Source organism: Nonomuraea sp. NPDC049695 (genome assembly GCF_040674955.1).
GTDB lineage: Bacteria > Actinomycetota > Actinomycetes > Streptosporangiales > Streptosporangiaceae > Nonomuraea > Nonomuraea helvata.
On record NZ_JBFANV010000022.1, the window covers coordinates 22253 to 38187 of the forward strand.

The 15935-nt window shown below is 70.6% G+C and carries 16 protein-coding genes; 14 read left to right on the plus strand and 2 right to left on the minus strand.

What is annotated here, in order from left to right:
• The first annotated feature begins 51 nt into the window (after nucleotides 1–51).
• Nucleotides 52–951 (plus strand): hypothetical protein, encoded by a 900-nt coding sequence (locus AB0J64_RS20770; protein ID WP_364028993.1) that lies wholly within the window; start codon nucleotides 52–54, stop codon nucleotides 949–951.
• Here the strand turns inward: AB0J64_RS20770 and AB0J64_RS20775 are convergent, their stop codons facing one another.
• A complete protein-coding gene (locus AB0J64_RS20775; RefSeq protein ID WP_364028995.1) occupies nucleotides 952–1902 on the minus strand; it encodes a sulfotransferase in 951 nt (316 codons plus the stop codon). It lies immediately after the preceding gene.
• A gap of 1 nt (nucleotide 1903) precedes the next feature.
• Between AB0J64_RS20775 and AB0J64_RS20780 the strand changes: the two genes are divergently transcribed.
• From AB0J64_RS20780 to AB0J64_RS20830, 11 genes are all read left to right on the plus strand, one after another.
• A complete protein-coding gene (locus AB0J64_RS20780; RefSeq protein ID WP_364028997.1) occupies nucleotides 1904–2209 on the plus strand; it encodes a hypothetical protein in 306 nt (101 codons plus the stop codon).
• Nucleotides 2210–2539: 330 nt separating this feature from the next.
• Nucleotides 2540–3052, plus strand: coding sequence for a flavin reductase family protein (locus tag AB0J64_RS20785; protein ID WP_364028999.1), 513 nt, complete (start codon nucleotides 2540–2542; stop codon nucleotides 3050–3052).
• A 15-nt stretch (nucleotides 3053–3067) separates the two neighbouring features.
• On the plus strand, nucleotides 3068–3979 hold the full coding sequence (locus AB0J64_RS20790; protein WP_364029001.1) for a glutathione S-transferase C-terminal domain-containing protein: 912 nt from the start codon (nucleotides 3068–3070) through the stop codon (nucleotides 3977–3979).
• On the plus strand, nucleotides 3976–5295 hold the full coding sequence (locus tag AB0J64_RS20795) for an NtaA/DmoA family FMN-dependent monooxygenase (protein ID WP_364029003.1): 1320 nt from the start codon (nucleotides 3976–3978) through the stop codon (nucleotides 5293–5295). The genes AB0J64_RS20790 and AB0J64_RS20795 overlap by 4 nt, the downstream gene beginning before the upstream one ends.
• Nucleotides 5292–6464, plus strand: coding sequence for an LLM class flavin-dependent oxidoreductase (locus AB0J64_RS20800; RefSeq protein WP_364029005.1), 1173 nt, complete (start codon nucleotides 5292–5294; stop codon nucleotides 6462–6464). The genes AB0J64_RS20795 and AB0J64_RS20800 overlap by 4 nt, the downstream gene beginning before the upstream one ends.
• Entirely contained in the window at nucleotides 6461–7495 is a 1035-nt protein-coding gene (locus AB0J64_RS20805; protein ID WP_364029007.1) for an LLM class flavin-dependent oxidoreductase, read from the plus strand. Before AB0J64_RS20800 ends, AB0J64_RS20805 begins: the two co-directional genes overlap by 4 nt.
• Nucleotides 7492–8580, plus strand: a complete 1089-nt coding sequence (locus AB0J64_RS20810) for an MsnO8 family LLM class oxidoreductase (protein ID WP_364029009.1) — start codon at nucleotides 7492–7494, stop codon at nucleotides 8578–8580. Before AB0J64_RS20805 ends, AB0J64_RS20810 begins: the two co-directional genes overlap by 4 nt.
• On the plus strand, nucleotides 8577–10175 hold the full coding sequence (locus AB0J64_RS20815) for an ABC transporter substrate-binding protein (RefSeq protein ID WP_364029011.1): 1599 nt from the start codon (nucleotides 8577–8579) through the stop codon (nucleotides 10173–10175). Before AB0J64_RS20810 ends, AB0J64_RS20815 begins: the two co-directional genes overlap by 4 nt.
• The gene (locus AB0J64_RS20820; RefSeq protein ID WP_364029013.1) at nucleotides 10172–11083 is read left to right on the plus strand and encodes an ABC transporter permease; all 912 of its coding nucleotides are present in this window, start codon (nucleotides 10172–10174) and stop codon (nucleotides 11081–11083) included. Before AB0J64_RS20815 ends, AB0J64_RS20820 begins: the two co-directional genes overlap by 4 nt.
• A 5-nt stretch (nucleotides 11084–11088) precedes the next feature.
• Nucleotides 11089–11970 carry an ABC transporter permease gene (locus tag AB0J64_RS20825; protein ID WP_364029015.1) on the plus strand — a complete coding sequence of 294 codons (882 nt, stop codon included), beginning with the start codon at nucleotides 11089–11091 and terminating at the stop codon, nucleotides 11968–11970.
• Nucleotides 11967–13547, plus strand: coding sequence for an ABC transporter ATP-binding protein (locus AB0J64_RS20830; RefSeq protein WP_364029017.1), 1581 nt, complete (start codon nucleotides 11967–11969; stop codon nucleotides 13545–13547). Before AB0J64_RS20825 ends, AB0J64_RS20830 begins: the two co-directional genes overlap by 4 nt.
• Nucleotides 13548–13630: 83 nt before the next feature.
• On the opposite strand, the gene AB0J64_RS20835 is transcribed toward AB0J64_RS20830, so the two are convergent.
• Nucleotides 13631–14650, minus strand: coding sequence for an LLM class flavin-dependent oxidoreductase (locus AB0J64_RS20835; protein ID WP_364029019.1), 1020 nt, complete (start codon nucleotides 14648–14650; stop codon nucleotides 13631–13633).
• A gap of 311 nt (nucleotides 14651–14961) precedes the next feature.
• Here AB0J64_RS20835 and AB0J64_RS20840 point away from each other — a divergent pair, with 311 nt between their 5' ends.
• On the plus strand, nucleotides 14962–15708 hold the full coding sequence (locus AB0J64_RS20840; RefSeq protein WP_364029183.1) for a GntR family transcriptional regulator: 747 nt from the start codon (nucleotides 14962–14964) through the stop codon (nucleotides 15706–15708).
• The gene (locus AB0J64_RS20845; protein WP_364029021.1) at nucleotides 15699–15926 is read left to right on the plus strand and encodes a 4Fe-4S dicluster domain-containing protein; all 228 of its coding nucleotides are present in this window, start codon (nucleotides 15699–15701) and stop codon (nucleotides 15924–15926) included. The genes AB0J64_RS20840 and AB0J64_RS20845 overlap by 10 nt, the downstream gene beginning before the upstream one ends.
• The last annotated feature ends 9 nt before the right edge of the window (nucleotides 15927–15935 follow it).

A 15935-nucleotide genomic window follows, 5' to 3' on the forward strand; every position in this document is an offset into this window, starting at 1 on the left:
GGAAGGTCATCATCCGTGCCCAGCTCCGTGCCGTCGCCTAGTCTCACGACCATGTCGATCAACGAGAACCCCGCCCTGCTGCCCGACCCCGATCGCGCCGTGGTCGCGGTCGAGCCGCCGGCCGCGGGGGAGGGGCACTGGGCGGGCGCACCCAGCGCGGTGGCCGCGGACGGGCTGATCTATCTCGCCTACCGGCTGCGCCGCCCGGTTGGGCAGGGCCGCGGGTACGCCGTCGTGGTCGCCCGCTCGGCGGACGGTGAGCGCTTCGAGACGCTGACCACCGTGACGCGTGACCAGATGGACGCCGAGTCGCTGGAGCGGCCGTCGCTGGTACGCCTGCCCGACGGGCGTTGGCGGCTGTACCTGAGCTGCGCCACCGCCGGGACCAAGCATTGGCGGGTGGAGGTGCTCGAGGCGGCCGATCCGGCGTCGTTCGATGCGCGCTCGCGCGTCACCGTCCTGCCGGGTGATCCGAAGACCGGGGTGAAGGATACGGTGATCGTGCGGCGGGACGGCGTGTGGCACCTGTGGGCCTCGTGCCACCCGCTCGCCGACCCGGACGAGGCCGACCAGATGGTCACCGACTACGCCACCAGCCTCGACGGCCTGGAGTGGACCTGGCACGGCACCGCGCTGAGCGGTCGGCCCGGGCTGTGGGACGCTCGCGGCGTCCGGGTCAGCGCGGTGCGTTTCGATGACGACCGAGTGGTGGCGTTCTACGACGGGCGGGCGAGTGCAGCGGAGAACTACGAGGAGCGCACCGGCATCGCCGCCGGCACGGATCCGGCCGCGCTGACTGCGCTGGGCGAAACCCCCGCGGCAGAATCGCCGTATTGCGGCCGGGGCCTGCGTTACCTGGAGTTCGTGGAGCTGCCGGGTGGCGGGGTCCGGCTGTACTACGAGTTCACCCGCCCGGACGGCGCCCACGAGTTGCGTACCGAGCTGCGCTGATCAGGACCGGCGGCCGTTGCGTGACTGCCGCTGCCCAGGCGGCCGGACACCGACCAGTCCGCCGGAGCGCTCGCGGGGGCGGAGCCAGTCGCTGAAGTCCTCGCCGGTGACGCGCTGCAGCAGGTGGATGTCGTCGGCGAAGTACGGGAGGAGCTGCTGTCGCTGCTCCCAGGACAGGGGGCGCCGGGCCTGGCCGCGGTGCTGGAGCAGGGCCTCGACCGGCCCGGCCAGGGTGGCGGGCAGGCGCCTGCGCAACGTGGACAGCATGAGGTGCCGGGCTCCCGCGGCCGGGTGCGCCGTCACGTTCTCCCTGGGGACCTCGGTCAGTAGCCCTTGGCGTACGCCAAGGAAGGCGCAGATCCGATCCAGCGTGGCGGCGGGCCGGTCGACGATGTCCCGGTAACGGAAGATCAGCACCTGGTCGCGGGGGAACAGGCCGAACAGATGTTCCAGCTGTTCGCCGTACCGGCCCAGCCCGACGTAGTGCCAGAAGTGCCCCCACCCGTCGGCGATCCGCCGCTGCTCGGCCTCGCACGCGCGCACCAGGTCGCCGATCGGCTCCAGCCCGGCCGACCACAGATGCGTCCAGTTGGAGTGGGCCCGCTCGACAGGGTCGCGCAGTGTCACGATGAGCCTGACGTCGGGGATGACGGCGTGGATGCGTCGCTGGGCGGCCAGGTCGTAGAGATAGAAGGGCGTGGACTCGCCGGTCAGGGTGCCCGGAGGCGCCTCGGCGAACAGCGCCTCGTAGTCCGCGCGCCGCCAGATGTGCTCCTGGTAGGTCGCGGCGTCGCCGGGGCCGCCTCTGCCGGGCGGCGGGCCGTCGGTCAGGAAGAACTTCGGCTCTTTGACCTTGGACAGATAGAGCTCCGGATGCCGCTGCAGCGCGCTGTGCAAGGCGGTCGTCCCCGCTTTGGGCACACCGGCGATCAGAAAATCAGGCAGGGACACCGTGTTCCTCCTGGTGTTCGTCAAAGTAGCCCCATTTTCCTACCAGAAATATGGCATATTCAAGTGTGGGTTTGGACAGGACCCGCTCGCCGAGCGGGCGTGCCGAGACCCCCTGACCGCTGCCATCCTGGCCGGGCGATGGATACGCTCAGCCGCGGTGGACGACGAGGGCGGGAGGCGCTGGAGGGCCAATCCGGACGCCCGGGACGGGTCGGCGCTGGCCGTCGCCGAGCCTGCCTCGCTGTATGCCGGGGCGACCGGGATGGTCCTGTTCCTGCGTGATGAGGATAACCCTATAAACCAGTAGGAAATATTGACTTCTCGGGGATCGCGGCCTAGCGTCGTGAGTATGAGCCAGGGCTTCCTCCTGACCAGGCGCTCCCACGTGGATTTCGGCCACGTCGCCAGCGCACAGTGTCGTTGATCACGGACCCGTAGCCGCCGAATCCCACCCTCGTGCTCCGGCGTGGCCGACGCCGTCCACGCCCTCGCCGACGACTCCTCTTTTCCTCCGCGCTCCCGACAGCTGCCGGGGCGCCGCGTGAGCATGCCTACTCCCGTGAGGAACTCTCGTGATCAAGCCATCAGTGACATCCGGCCACCCTGGCCACCGCCCGCGCTGGACGGGGGTGCCCGCGTGACCGACACGCTGCCCGACCGCGCCATCGCCACCGACCAGTTCAGGCAGGCGCTCGCCGTGCACGCCAGCGGCGTCGTGGTCATCACCGCGCAGAACGACGGCATCCCCGTGGGCCTCACCGCCACCTCCTTCTCCTCCGTCAGCCTCGAACCGCCCCTGGTCTCCTTCTACGTGGACCGTTCCTCCACCACCTGGCCGCAGCTGGGCGCCGCCGACCATTTCGCGGTCAACATCCTGGCCAGCGACCAGGCCGAGTTGGCGGCTCGGTTCGCCCGCAAGAACATCGACCGGTTCGCCGCCCCGACCCGCTGGCGGCCCGGACCACTGGGGGCCCCGCTGTTGCAGGACGTTTCGGCGCACCTGATCTGCCTGCCCTACGAACGAGCCGAGGTCGGCGACCACCTCCTGGTGGTCGGCCTGGTCGCCGCGGCCGACGTACGGCACGCCGGCCGCCCGCTCCTCTACCACCAGGGCCGCTTCGGCCGCTTCCTGGCCCACCCCGACTCCTGAACCCCGGAGCAGCTTGTGTCCACATGCACGCAGACGCGGGCCTACGCGAGCCCCGTCGACCACGCCGCGTACGGCCACTACGGTTCCGGCCGCCTGCACCTGTCCCCGGACTGGAACCGCCCCATCTACCCGTTCCAGGGCAGGATCACCGCCGACGGCTCCAGCGGCTTCCGCGCCGAGCCCGGCCGCTACCACCTCTACGCCGCCTGGGCCTGCCCGTACGCCCACCGCGCCGCCATCGTCCGCAAGCTCAAGGGCCTGGAGGACGTCGTCTCCCTGTCGTACGTCGATGACGAGCGCGACGGCCGCGGCTGGGCCTTCAGGGAGCGCCGCGGCGCCGACCCGGTCAACGGCTTCACCCTGCTGGAGCAGGCCTACGACGCCACCGAGAAGGGATATGGCGGCCACATCTCGGTCCCCGTGCTCTGGGACCGGAAGACCGGCACGATCGTCAGCAACAACTTCCCCGACATCACGATCGACCTGGCCACCCAGTTTGAGCAATGGGCCGACACCTCGATCGATCTCTACCCGGACGCGCTACGCCCGGAGATCAACAAGCTGAACGGGTGGATCTACTACGACGTCAACGCGGGCGTCTCGCGGGTGGCCCGCGCCGCAACCGAGGAGGATCGCGAGCGAGAGCGCCACGTGGTCGTCTCGGCACTCGAACGCCTGGATGAGCGCCTGGCCGAGCAGCGTTTCCTGGCTGGCGACACGATCACCGAGGCCGACGTGCGGCTGTGGGTGACGCTGGCCAGGTTGGACGCCGACTACAACCGTGGCCACCTCGTCAGCGAGCGGGAGCTGAGCGATTTCGAACACCTGTGGCCCTACGCCCGCGACCTCTACCAGCGTCCCGCCTTCCGCGAGACTACCGAGGGCCTGCCCGACACCTGGGACGCGCCGCACGGGCGGGGCCGATGACGCGCAAGCGGGTCCACCTGGCGGCCCACTTCCCCGGCGTGAACAACACGACAGTCTGGGCCGACCCTCGCTCCGGCAGCCAGATCGACTTTGCCTCGTTCGTCCATCTCGCGAAGACGGCCGAGCGTGGCAAGCTCGACTTCTTCTTCCTGGCCGAGGGTTTGCGGCTGCGCGAGCTCAAGGGCCGCATCCACGATCTCGACGTGGTGGGCCGGCCGGAGTCGCTCACCGTGCTGAGCGCGCTGGCCGCGGTGACCGATTGGCTCGGGCTGGCCGGGACCGTCAACGCGACCTTCAACGAACCGTACGAGCTGGCCAGGCGCCTGTCCACGCTCGATCACCTGAGCGAGGGCCGGGCCGCGTGGAACGTGGTGACCACCTCCGACGCCTTCACCGGCGAGAACTTCCGCCGCGGCGGCTACCTGGACCGTGCCGACCGGTACGAGCGGGCCGCCGAGTTCATCCGCCTGGCCCGCGAGCTGTGGGACTCCTGGCAGCCCGACGCCATCGCGGCCGACGCGGCGGCAGGTACGTTCGTCCGTCCGGGCGCCATCGGCACGGTCGAACACCGGGGCAGGCACTTCTCGGTCGAGGGCCGCTTCACACTGCCCCGCAGCCCGCAGGGCCGCCCCGTGATCATCCAGGCGGGCGACTCCGACGAGGGCCGCGAGTTCGCCGCCGCCAACGCCGATGTGATCTTCACGCCGCACGGCAGGCTGGAGGATGGCAAGCGCTTCTACGCCGACGTCAAGCGCCGCCTGGCCAGGTACGGTCGCGAGCCGCACCAGTTGAAGATCATGCCCGGCGTGACGTTCGCACTGGGCGACACCGAGGAGGAGGCTGCGGAGAACGCCGCCCGCATCCGGCGTCAGCAGGTCGGGCCGCAGACGGCGATCGCGTTCCTGGAGCAGGTGTGGGGTCGTGACATGTCGGCCTACGACCCGGAGGGCCCGCTGCCGGAGATCGAGCCGGACCTGTCCGACGGCGTCTCCCAGGGACGGGTGCCGATCAAGGACCGCGCCGCCGTGGCCGCCAAGTGGCGGGCGCTGGCCGAGGAGAAGGGGCTGTCCATTCGTGACCTCGTCATCGAGGTGACCGGACGGCAGACGTTCATCGGCACCCCTGAAAGCGTGGCCCGGCAGATCGACGAGCATGTGCAGGCCGACGCCGCCGACGGGTTCATCCTCGTGCCGCACCTGACGCCCGGTGGGCTGGACGAGTTCGTGGATCGGGTGGTGCCGGTGCTGCAGGAGCGCGGCGTCTTCCGCACCGAATACACCGGCACCACCCTTCGCGACCATCTGGAGCTCACATGACGTTGCACCTCGCCGTGGCGCTGGATGGCGCGGGCTGGCACCCCGCCGCCTGGCGCTCATTGGACTCCCCGGAGACGATCTTCTCGGCACGTCACTGGGCGGAGTTGGTGGCCGAGGCCGAGCGCGGGCTGCTCGACTTCGTCACCATCGAGGACGCGTTCGGGTTGCAGTCCACACTCGCCGACGCTCCCGACGAGCGGACCGACCAAGTGCGGGGCCGGTTCGACGCGGTGCTGCTGGCGGCCCGGCTGGCCCCGCTCACCAGCCGGATCGGGCTGGTGCCCACGGCCACCACCACGCACACCGAGCCGTTCCACGTGGCCATCGGCATCGCCACGCTCGACCACGTCAGCGGCGGGCGGGCCGGCTGGCGGCCGCAGATCTCCGCGCGGGCTGCCGAGGCGCGGCTCGTCGGCCGCCGGGAGTTCCCGCCGCTCGACCGCGTCCTGAATCGGCCGGGCGGCGTGGACTTGTCCGACGACCCGCATGTGCGCGATCTGTTCGTGGAGGCGGCGGACGGGGTGGAGGTGGCGCGGCGGCTCTGGGACAGTTGGGAGGACGACGCTGAGATCCGCGACGTGGCCACCGGCCGATTCATCGACCGGGACAAGCTTCATTACATCGACTTCGCCGGGCGGTTCTTCTCCGTGAAGGGGCCGTCGATCACGCCGCGGTCGCCGCAGGGGCAGCCCGTGGTGACCGCGCTGGCGCACGCGCGGCTGCCGTACGAGTTCGCCGCGGGCGGTGCCGACGTCGTGTATGTGACGCCGCACTCGGCCGAGCAGGCTTGCGCCGTCGTCGAGGAGGTCAGAGGGCTGTCCGGCGAGCTGAAGATCTTCGCCGACCTGCTGGTGTTTCTGGGAGAGGACGCGGCCGGGCGCAAGGCGCGGCTCGACGAACTGGACGGGGCCGAGCTCGTCTCCGACGCCGCGATCTTCACCGGCACCCCCGGTGAGCTGGCCGAGGTACTGCTGGAGTGGCGGCGGGCCGGGATCCAGGGGTTCCGGCTGCGGCCCGGCGCGGTGCCGTACGACCTGGAGCGGATCACCCGGGAGCTGACGGCCGAGCTGCGGGGGCGCGGGGCGTTCCGGCACGAGTACGAAGCATCCACGTTGCGGGGGCTGCTCGACCTGCCACGCCCGGTCAGCCGCTACGCGGAGGCGTCATGAAATTTCTGCTCATCACGTTGATCGTGCACAACGACGACCGATCGCCCACCGAGCGCTTCCGCGAGGTCGTCGACAACGCGGTGCTGGCAGAGGAGCTCGGCTTCGACGGGTTCGGCGTGGGGGAGCGGCACGAGCGGCCGTTCATCTCCTCCTCGCCGCCGGTCGTGCTCAGCCACATCGCGGCGAAGACGTCCAGGATCCGGCTGTTCACCGCGGTGACCACGCTGAGCCTGCTGGACCCAGTGCGCGCGTATGAGGACTACGCCACGCTGGACCACCTGTCGGAGGGCCGGTTGGAGCTGATCATCGGCAAGGGTAACGGCGCGGCGCAGGCCAAGTTGTTCCACGTCACGGCCGAGGATCAGTGGGAGCGCAACCGGGAGTCCTACGAGCTGTTCCGCCGCCTGTGGCGGGAGGACAAGGTCACCTGGGAAGGCACGTTCCGCCCGTCGCTCACCGAGGCCGAGACCTGGCCCCGGCCGCTGCAGCGGCCGATCCGCGTCTGGCACGGCAGCGCCACCAGCAAGGAGTCGGTGGACCTGGCCGCCAAGTACGGCGACCCGCTGTTCTCCGCCAACGTCACCAACCCGATCGACCCCTACGCCGAGCTGATCGACCACTACCGGGAACGCTGGGCGCACTACGGCCACGACCCGGCCGAGGCGCTCGTGGGGGCGGGTACGGCCGGCTACTACGCGGCCCGCACCTCGCAGGAGGCGATCGCCACGTACCGGCCGATCTTCGAAGCCCGGGTGGCGTTCCAGCGGAAGCTGGGGCTGCCGATCGTGTTCCCGACGCTGGAGGACGCCATCGAGCGCAGCTCGATCCTGGTCGGCAGCCCGCAGCAGATCATCGACAAGGTGCTGCGCTACCACAAGCGGTTCGGCCACGAGGCCATGCACCTGCACGCCGACGCCGACGGGCTCACCCCGAAGCAGCATCGGGAGGCGCTTGAGCTGTTCCAAACCGAGATCGCGCCCGTGCTGCGCGCGGAGATCCCCAGCCGGCCGTTCCCCGGAGGTGTCTCGTGACACTGTCCATCCTGGACCTCGCCCCGATCGTCTCCGGGGGCACCCCCGGCCAGGCGTTGCGCAACACCATCGACCTGGCCAGACGGGCCGAGGAGTTCGGCTACCGCCGGTACTGGCTCGCCGAGCACCACTTCGCGCCCGGCGTGGCCAGCTCGGCCCCGGCCGTGCTGATCGCCCTGGTTGCCGCGGCGACGTCCGCGATCCGGGTGGGATCGGGGGCCGTGCAGCTCGGGCACCAGACGCCGCTGTCGGTGGTCGAGCAGTTCGGGCTCATCGACGCTTTGTATCCGGGCCGGATCGACCTGGGGATCGGCCGTTCGGGGCAGCGCCGCGCCGAGCTCGCCAAGGCCGCCTGGGAGCCCAGGCCCGCCAGGGTCGTGGACGGGCTGCTGATCCCGCCGCCGTTCGACTTCTCACAGCTAGCCAAGCACCCCCATCTCGCCCACTACGCGACGCTGCTCCAGCAGCCGGGCGCGCAGACGCCGGATTTCGCCGCCCAGATCGACGACGTGCTGGCCTTCCTCAAGGGCACGCACGAGGCGCGGGCCGTTCCAGGCGAGGGCGCGGACGTGGAGGTGTGGATCCTCGGCAGCAGCGGCGGGCAGAGCGCGCAGGTGGCAGGGGAACGGGGACTGCCGTTCGCGGCCAACTACCACGTCAGCCCGTCCAGCGTGCTGGAGGCCGTGGAGGCCTACCGGGAGGCATTCAAGCCGTCCGACGCGCTGGCCGAGCCGTATGTCGTCGTCTCGGCGGACGCGGTGGTCGCCGAGGACGAGGCGAAGGCTCGCGAGCTGGCCAAAGGCTACGGCCTTTGGGTGCGCAGCATCAGGACCGGCGCAGGCGCGATGCAGTACCCCACCGGCGAGGAGGCCGACGCGCACGTCTGGACGGACGCCGACCGCAAGCTCGTCAAGGACCGCGTCGACACCCAGTTCGTCGGCACGCCGGATCAGGTGGCCGAGCGGCTCCGCGTGCTGCGCCGCGTGACCGGGGCCGACGAGCTGCTGGTGACCACCATCACCCACGATCATCACGACCGCGTGCGCTCGTACGAGCTGCTCGCAGAAGCATGGAAACGCCCGTGAAGCGCTTGACCCCGCTGCTGCTCGTCGCCGCGCTGGCCGCATGCGGCGCACAGCCTGCCCAGGAAGCCGCCGCCACCTCGCTGACCTGGGCCATCGAGACACAGCCCATCACGCTCAACCCGCAGCTGTGGGCGCAGAACAAGGTGCGGCTGCTCGTGTTCAACCAGTTCGACGCGCTGATCTCCAAGGCCGAGGACGGCACGTTCCGTCCCTGGCTGGCCAAGTCGTGGAAAGTGTCGGACGACGGGCTGACGTACACGCTCGACCTGCGTGACGACGTGACCTTCCACGACGGGACGAAGTTCGACGCCGCCGCGGTCAAGGCCAACCTCGACCAGTTCAAGGCGCCCGGTTACAACCCGGCGGTGGCCGCGATTCAGCTGAAGGCCCTCGACAAGGCCGAAGTGGCGGGCCCGTACACGCTCAAGATCACGCTCAAGGAGCCCGACGGGCTGTTCCTCGACTTCCTCTCCTCCCCGTACGCCGGGCAGGTGTCGCCGAAGTCGCTCAAGAGCGCCAAGGACCTGAAGTTCGGCGGGATCGACCTGGTCGGCACCGGGCCGTTCATCCTCGACCGGTACGTCCAGGGACAGGAGATCCATTACCGCCGCAACCCCGCCTACAACTGGCCGCCCGCCGGGGCGGCGCACCAAGGCCCCGCCCACCTCTCGGAGATCACCTACCGGTTCCTGCCCGAGGCCGCGGTCCGCGTCGGCGCGCTCACCTCCGGCCAGGTCCAGGTCATCGAGGGCGTCCCGGCCACCGAGGTCGGCCTGATCAAGAAGGACCCGAGCCTGGCACTGCAGACGTCGCTGAACTCTGGCACCGCCTACTCCTACTACTTCAACACGTCCCACACCCCCTTCGACGACCAGCGCGTACGCGAGGCGTTCCGCGAGGCCGTGGACGTGGACGTGGTGCTGAAGTCCGTCTACCAGGGCACCGCCACCAGGGCATGGAGCATCGTCGGCGAGAAGAGCCCCTTCTACGACGCCACGCTCGAGGGCGGTTACGGCGGGGACGTGGCCAAGGCCAACGCCCTGCTGGACGCGGCCGGGTGGAAGGAACGCGACGCCGAAGGCTTCCGGGTCAAGGACGGCAAGCGGCTCACCGTCCGCGAGGTCGCCTCCGCGCCCTTCGTACGGGACCGCCGCGACATCCTCGCCCAGGCCATCCAGGCGCAGGTCAAGCAGAGCGCCGGCATCGACTTCCAGGTAAAGATCGTGGACCAGGGCAGCGCGCAGAAGGCCCTGGAGGAGAACCAGTACGAGCTGTTCGGCAACTCCCGCGGCGACTCCGACGCGGGCGCCGCGCTCAACCTCATCCTGCCGGCCAAGGGCGCCATCAACCGCACCCGCTTCGCCGATCCGCAGGTGGACAAGTGGCTCGCCACCGCCTCGGCCACCTCCGACCAGGCCGAACGGAAGGAGCTCTACGCCAAGGCGCAGAAGGCGGCGGTCGTGGAGAACGCCATCGTGTTCCCGCTCTACGTACCCGCCGACCAGATCGCCGCGCAGAAGACCGTGCAGGGGCTCGGCTTCGACCCCGCCTCCGGCACGCCCGCGAGCGCTTACGACGTGCGGATCCGAACATGATCAAGCGGCTGGCGACCGGGCTGGCCGTGCTCTGGGCCGCCGCCACGGCCTCGTACGTCGCGCTGCTGCTCGCGCCGGGTGACACCATCGACATCCTGGTCGGCGACGGAGCCGACACCCCGGAGATCAGAGCGAAGATCATCGCGGAGTGGGGGCTCGACCGGCCGGAGATCGTGCAGTACCTGTCGTATCTGTGGCGGCTGATCCACGGCGACCTCGGCCGCTCCTACCAGCTGCAGCGCGGCGTCGGCGAGATCCTCGCCACCCAGGTGGGGCCGACCGTCCAGCTCACGCTCGCCGCGGCGGCCACCGGCGTGGCACTGGCTGGAATCATCGCGATCGCCACCGCCGGGCGGGGGCGGTGGCTGCGCGGCGCCGCCTCGGCCGCCGAGCTGGTGTCGGTGTCGGTGCCGCCGTTCCTGATCGGGATCGTGCTGCTGTCGGTGTTCTCGTTCACACTCGGCTGGTTCCCCGTCTCCGGGGCGCAGGGGCCGCGGTCGCTGGTGCTGCCCGCGCTCGCGCTCGGCCTGCCCATCGCGGGCGTGCTCGGGCAGGTGCTGCGGGGCGGGCTAGAGCGGGCGCTGGAGCAGCCGTTCGCGGTGACGGCGCGGGCGCGAGGGCTGACCGAGCGGACCCTGGTCGCCCGGCACGCCCTCCGGCACGCGCTGATCCCAGCAGTGACGCTGGCCGGGTGGTTCACCGGGACCCTGCTCGGAGGCGCGGTGATCACCGAGGTGCTGTTCGGGCGGCCCGGGCTCGGACAGGTGGCCATGCAGGCGGTGACGGGGCGAGACATGCCGGTCGTCATGGCGGTGGTGCTGCTGTCGGCGGTCGTGTACGTCACCATCAGCACGCTGCTCGACCTGGCCTACCGCGCCATCGACCCCCGGATACGGGCCGACCGATAATGCGCGTGCTCACCCGCGGGGAATCCCGCCCCGCCCTCAAGTCCCTGCGCCGCCCTGCCCGCCGCCACCTCGTCCTGAGCGCGTCCGCCGACCTGCGCCGGCTCGTGCCGGTGGCCTTTCTCCTCCTCCTCGCCGTGGCGGTGGCCGCGCCCGGACTGCTCACGAGCGCCGATCCCCTGGCTGCCGACCCGCTGAACGCGCTCGCCCCACCCAGCGGCACCCGCTGGTTCGGCACCGACCACCTCGGTCGCGACGTGCTGGCCAGGGTGCTGCACGGCGCCCGCCACTCCATCAGCATCGGCGTCGCCGCCACCGCCCTGGCCGTCACCGCTGGCGTGCTGCTCGGCCTGGCCGCCGGGCTGGCGCCGAAATGGCTGGACGAGGCACTGGCCCGGTCGCTCGACGTGCTGTCCACCCTGCCTGAGCTGCTGCTCGCCCTCCTCGTCGTGGCGATCATCGGCCCTGGCACCGGCAACGTCATCTTCGCCATCGCCATCGCCCAGATCCCGAACTACGCCCGCGTGATCCGCGCCCAGACCTTCGTCGTCCGCCATTCCGGATACGTCGAGCAGGCCGTCACGTTCGGCCGCTCACGCCTGGCGATCATCGCCGGGCACGTGCTGCCCAACGTGCTGGGCCCGATCCCCGTGCTCGCCACGATCGGCCTCGGCCAGGCCGTCATCGCCAGTTCCGGGCTCAGCTTCCTCGGCATGGGACCGCAGCCGCCGGCCGCCGAGTGGGGCGCGATGCTCTCCGAGGCCCGCAACTACCTGAGAGTCGCCTGGTGGGAGGCGCTCTTCCCGGGCCTGGCGATCACGCTCACCGTCGTCTGCCTGACCGTCGTCGGACGCCGCCTGCAACGCCGCTTCGAGGGGAGAACACCGTGACGCTGCTGGCCGTGGAGGACCTGCGCGTAAGCTTCGGCGGCACCGAGGTCGTGCACGGGATCTCCCTGTCGGTCGAGCCCGGCGAGTGCGTGGCGATCGTCGGCGAGTCCGGCTCCGGCAAGAGCGTCACCGCCCGCAGCCTGCTGGGCCTGGCCGGCCCCGGCTCCGCGGTGCGGGCCTCGGCGTTCAGCGTCAACGGCCGGGACGCGCTCGCCTTCACCTCCGGCGACTGGCGGCGGCTGCGCGGCAGGTTCGCCGGGCTCGTCCTGCAGGACGCGCTGGTCTCGCTCGACCCGCTGCGCACGGTGGGGGCTGAGATCACCGAGGTGCTCGCCGTTCACGACGTCGTCCCGCGGGCCCGCCGCGCGGAGCGGGTGCGGGAACTGCTCGACGCGGTGGGCATACCGGACCCGGAGCCCCGGGCCGGGCAGTATCCCCACCAGCTCTCCGGCGGGCTGCGGCAGCGGGCGCTGATCGCCTCCGCCATCGCCGCCGACCCCGAGCTGATCATCGCCGACGAGCCCACCACCGCCCTCGACGTCACGATCCAGGCCCAGATCCTGCGCCTGCTCGCCGAGCGCAAGGCCGCCGGGACCGCCCTGCTGCTCATCAGCCACGACCTCGCCGTGGTCGCCTCGATCGCCGACCGCATCCTGGTCATGAAGGACGGACAGATCGTGGAGGCGGGGCCCGCCCGGGAGGTGCTGGCCACGCCCGCGCACGACTACACCCGCGCGCTGCTGGCCGCCGTGCCCTCCACGGCATCCCGGGGCACCCGCCTCACCACCGGGGCTCCGCAGGCCCGCCCCGCCCCCGACCTCTCGGCCCAGGTCCTCACGGGAACCGGGCTCACCCGCTCGTACGGCGCCCGCCGCGTCGTGGATGACGTCTCCTTCACCCTCCACCAGGGAGAGACCCTCGGTGTCGTCGGCGAGTCCGGCTCGGGCAAGACCACACTTGCCCGCCTGGCCCTCGCCCTGCTCGAACCCGACCACGGCCACGTTACCCTGCACCAGCAGCCATGGAGCCACCCGCGGGAACGGGAACGCCGCCCGCTACGACCCAGGATCCAGCTCATCTCCCAGAGCCCACTCGACTCCTTCGACCCCCGACACACCGTCGCCCGCCTCATCGCCGAACCGCTGCGCCTGCCCAGGGCGGAACGCCACGCGAGGGTGCTCGACCTGCTGGCCCGCGTCGGGCTGCCGCCGGAGACGGCCGCCCGGCATCCCCGCGAGCTGTCCGGCGGCCAACGCCAGCGCATCGCCATCGCCCGCGCCCTCGGCCCCCGCCCCGACGTGCTGGTCTGCGACGAGCCGGTCTCCGCCCTCGACGTCTCCGTTCAGGCCCAGGTGCTCGACCTGCTTGCCGACCTTCAGGCCGAGTACGGCACCGCGATGGTGTTCGTCTCCCACGACCTGGGCGTCGTCCACCACGTCGCCGACCGTGTGCTGGTCATGAAGGACGGCCGGGTGGTGGAGGAAGGCGACGTCGAGGACGTGTTCACCCAGCCCCGCCACCCTTACACACAGGCGTTGGTCGCTGCCGTGCCCCGCGTGCAATTCTCTACTATTTAGGTACACCTTGCCCGGCCCTGGACGGTCTGCGCGCCGCCGCCCAACCCCTGCCGGTCCCTCCCATGTCCGTCTACTAGCGCCGTCTAGTGCCGGGGCCGCCAGCCGAGTGTGGGACCGAGCTCAGTGGCGATGTCGGTGAGGATCTGCACATAGTCCTCGCGATCGAACGTGAACGGCAGCGCGAACGCGACCTCGTCGATCTCCCGGAAGGCGGCATGCTCGTAGAGCCGCTCGGCGACCTCGGCCGAGCTGCCGACAAGGTCGGGCGCGAACATCATCCGCGCCGGTCCCTGGGGCGCGGCGGTCCGGGGCATGCGCTTGTCGGCATACTCCTTGTACTTGGCCCGTTGCTCGGATGAGGCCGTGTCTGTGGGGATGACGACCAGGCCCTGGGAGACGCGGGCGCGGTCGCCGTCGGGGTGGTGCGCCCGGAACTCCCGTACGTGGGAGAGCTGGATCTCGGCGAAGTCCTCCGACTCCTCTGCCTTCACGACACTGCTGGTCAGGAAGTTCATGGCGTGTTCGCCTGCCCACCGGGCTGAGCGCAGGCTTCCGCCGCCGTACCACATGCGGCTGCCGAGGCCGGGGGAGTGGGGCTGGACCCGGTCGGAGAAGACCTCGAAGCCTTCGGCGCCGTGGAAGTCGGTGGCCGGCTCGCCGTGGACGAAGTCCAGGAGCCGTCGTACGCGTTCGTAGCTGAAGTCCTCGAGGTCGCCTGTGTCTGGGTAGAGGGCGTCCTTGACCTGGTCGTAGTGGAACGGCGGGCCGACGCTGACGCCAGGATTGAGGCGGCCTCCTGACAAGACGTCCACCGTCGCCAGGTCTTCGGCGAGCCGCAGCGGATTCTCCCAGCCCAAGGGGATGACCGCCGTGCCCAGTTCGATGCGGCTGGTGCGCTGGGAGGCCGCCGCCAGGACGGCGACGGGGGAGGAGATGCCGTACTGCAGATGGCGGTGCCGCACCCACGCGCTGTCGAAACCCAGCTGCTCGCCCAGTTGGATGATCTCGAGTGTCGACTCATGGCCCCGGCGTGGGTCGACCTCGTCGAACAGCCCGATGGTCAAGAAGCCCAGCTTTCGCAGCGGTTGCGAGGACAGCGGCATATATGTCCCTCCTTAGTCCTGCATTCCGACCCAAAATAGCGGGGAATATGTTCCAGGGTTGCGATGGGTGCCTTGGTTGCGCGAACGACAACCAGCGATCTTCGCCAGTACCGCGAGGGTTGCTCGGTAGATGGCTTGGTGTGCCATTCTCGGTCCGCGAGGTGGCAGATCTTGCGACATCCGGAGATGAGCCGCTGGTCGCGGCCGATGTGTGCGGGCCGCGAAGTGGCGCAATCGTACCGTTACCCCCATTTACCTACCTGCTTGCTAGGTTATGTCTGAGTTTGCGCAGGGAGGCTGGTGTGGGACAGATGACGGCCGCGCGGCGCCGAGCCGACCGAGCCAGGCAGGTGGCCGACCTGCTCCGGCGTCAGATCGTGCATGGGATCTTCCCCCACGGCAGGCTGCCGCCGGAGGCGGTGCTGGCGCGCGAGTTCGGCGCCTCGCGCAACACGGTGCGCGACGCCCTGCGCCTGCTGCACGAGGAAGGACTGGTCGAGCGCTGCCCCGGAGTGGGCACCACGGTCGCGGGCGAGAAGTACCCGCATGGCCTGCACAGGCTGCTCGGCCTCGCCGAGACGCTGCACGAGCACGGCAAGGTGACCAACCAGGTCAGGAACATGACCCTGATCGAGCCGCCGCTCGCCGTGAGCACCCGGCTCGGTCTGCCCCCGGGCGAGCCGGTCGTCTACCTCGAACGGCTCCGCCGCCTCAACGGCCTGCCGCTCTCGCTGGACCTGACCTACCTGGTCCGTGACGTCGGCGAGCCGCTGTTCGACGCGGACCTGGAGCACAACGACATCTTCGTGCTTCTGGAGGCGATCGCCGGCCAACCGCTCGGCACGGCCGAGCTCACGCTGGAGGCGGTCAACGCCGACCCACATACGGCAACCGTGCTGGAGGCGCCGCGCGGCGCCGCGCTGCTCATGGTCGAGCGGCTCACCCATCTGGCCGACGGCCGGCCGGTCGACCTGGAGTTCATCCGCTTCCGAGGCGACCGGCTGACCATGCGCGGACATCTCGACCGCGCCGTTGACGAGGAGGAGCGATGGCCCTGATCAACCAGCGGGTCGAGGTGCCCGTGACCATCGACGAGGCGCTGTGCATCGACGGCTGCACGCTCTGCGTCGAGGCGTGCCCCCTGGACTCCCTCGCGATCAAAGAGGAGACCGGCAAGGCCTACATGTACGTGGACGAGTGCTGGTACTGCGGCCCCTGCGCGGCCAGGTGCCCTGTGGACGCGGTCACCATCAACATCCCCTACCTGCTGCGATGAGGAAAGCGA

Excerpts from the sequence above, each read along its gene's own strand:
- AB0J64_RS20840 (WP_364029183.1), top strand. The coding sequence starts at position 14,962 with ATGACGGCCGCGCGGCGCCGAGCCGACCGAGCCAGGCAGGTGGCCGAC.
- AB0J64_RS20805 (WP_364029007.1), top strand. The coding sequence starts at position 6,461 with ATGAAATTTCTGCTCATCACGTTGATCGTGCACAACGACGACCGATCG.
- AB0J64_RS20820 (WP_364029013.1), top strand. The coding sequence starts at position 10,172 with ATGATCAAGCGGCTGGCGACCGGGCTGGCCGTGCTCTGGGCCGCCGCC.
- AB0J64_RS20800 (WP_364029005.1), top strand. The coding sequence starts at position 5,292 with ATGACGTTGCACCTCGCCGTGGCGCTGGATGGCGCGGGCTGGCACCCC.
- AB0J64_RS20835 (WP_364029019.1), bottom strand. The coding sequence starts at position 14,650 with ATGCCGCTGTCCTCGCAACCGCTGCGAAAGCTGGGCTTCTTGACCATC.
- AB0J64_RS20770 (WP_364028993.1), top strand. The coding sequence starts at position 52 with ATGTCGATCAACGAGAACCCCGCCCTGCTGCCCGACCCCGATCGCGCC.
- AB0J64_RS20795 (WP_364029003.1), top strand. The coding sequence starts at position 3,976 with ATGACGCGCAAGCGGGTCCACCTGGCGGCCCACTTCCCCGGCGTGAAC.
- AB0J64_RS20845 (WP_364029021.1), top strand. The coding sequence starts at position 15,699 with ATGGCCCTGATCAACCAGCGGGTCGAGGTGCCCGTGACCATCGACGAG.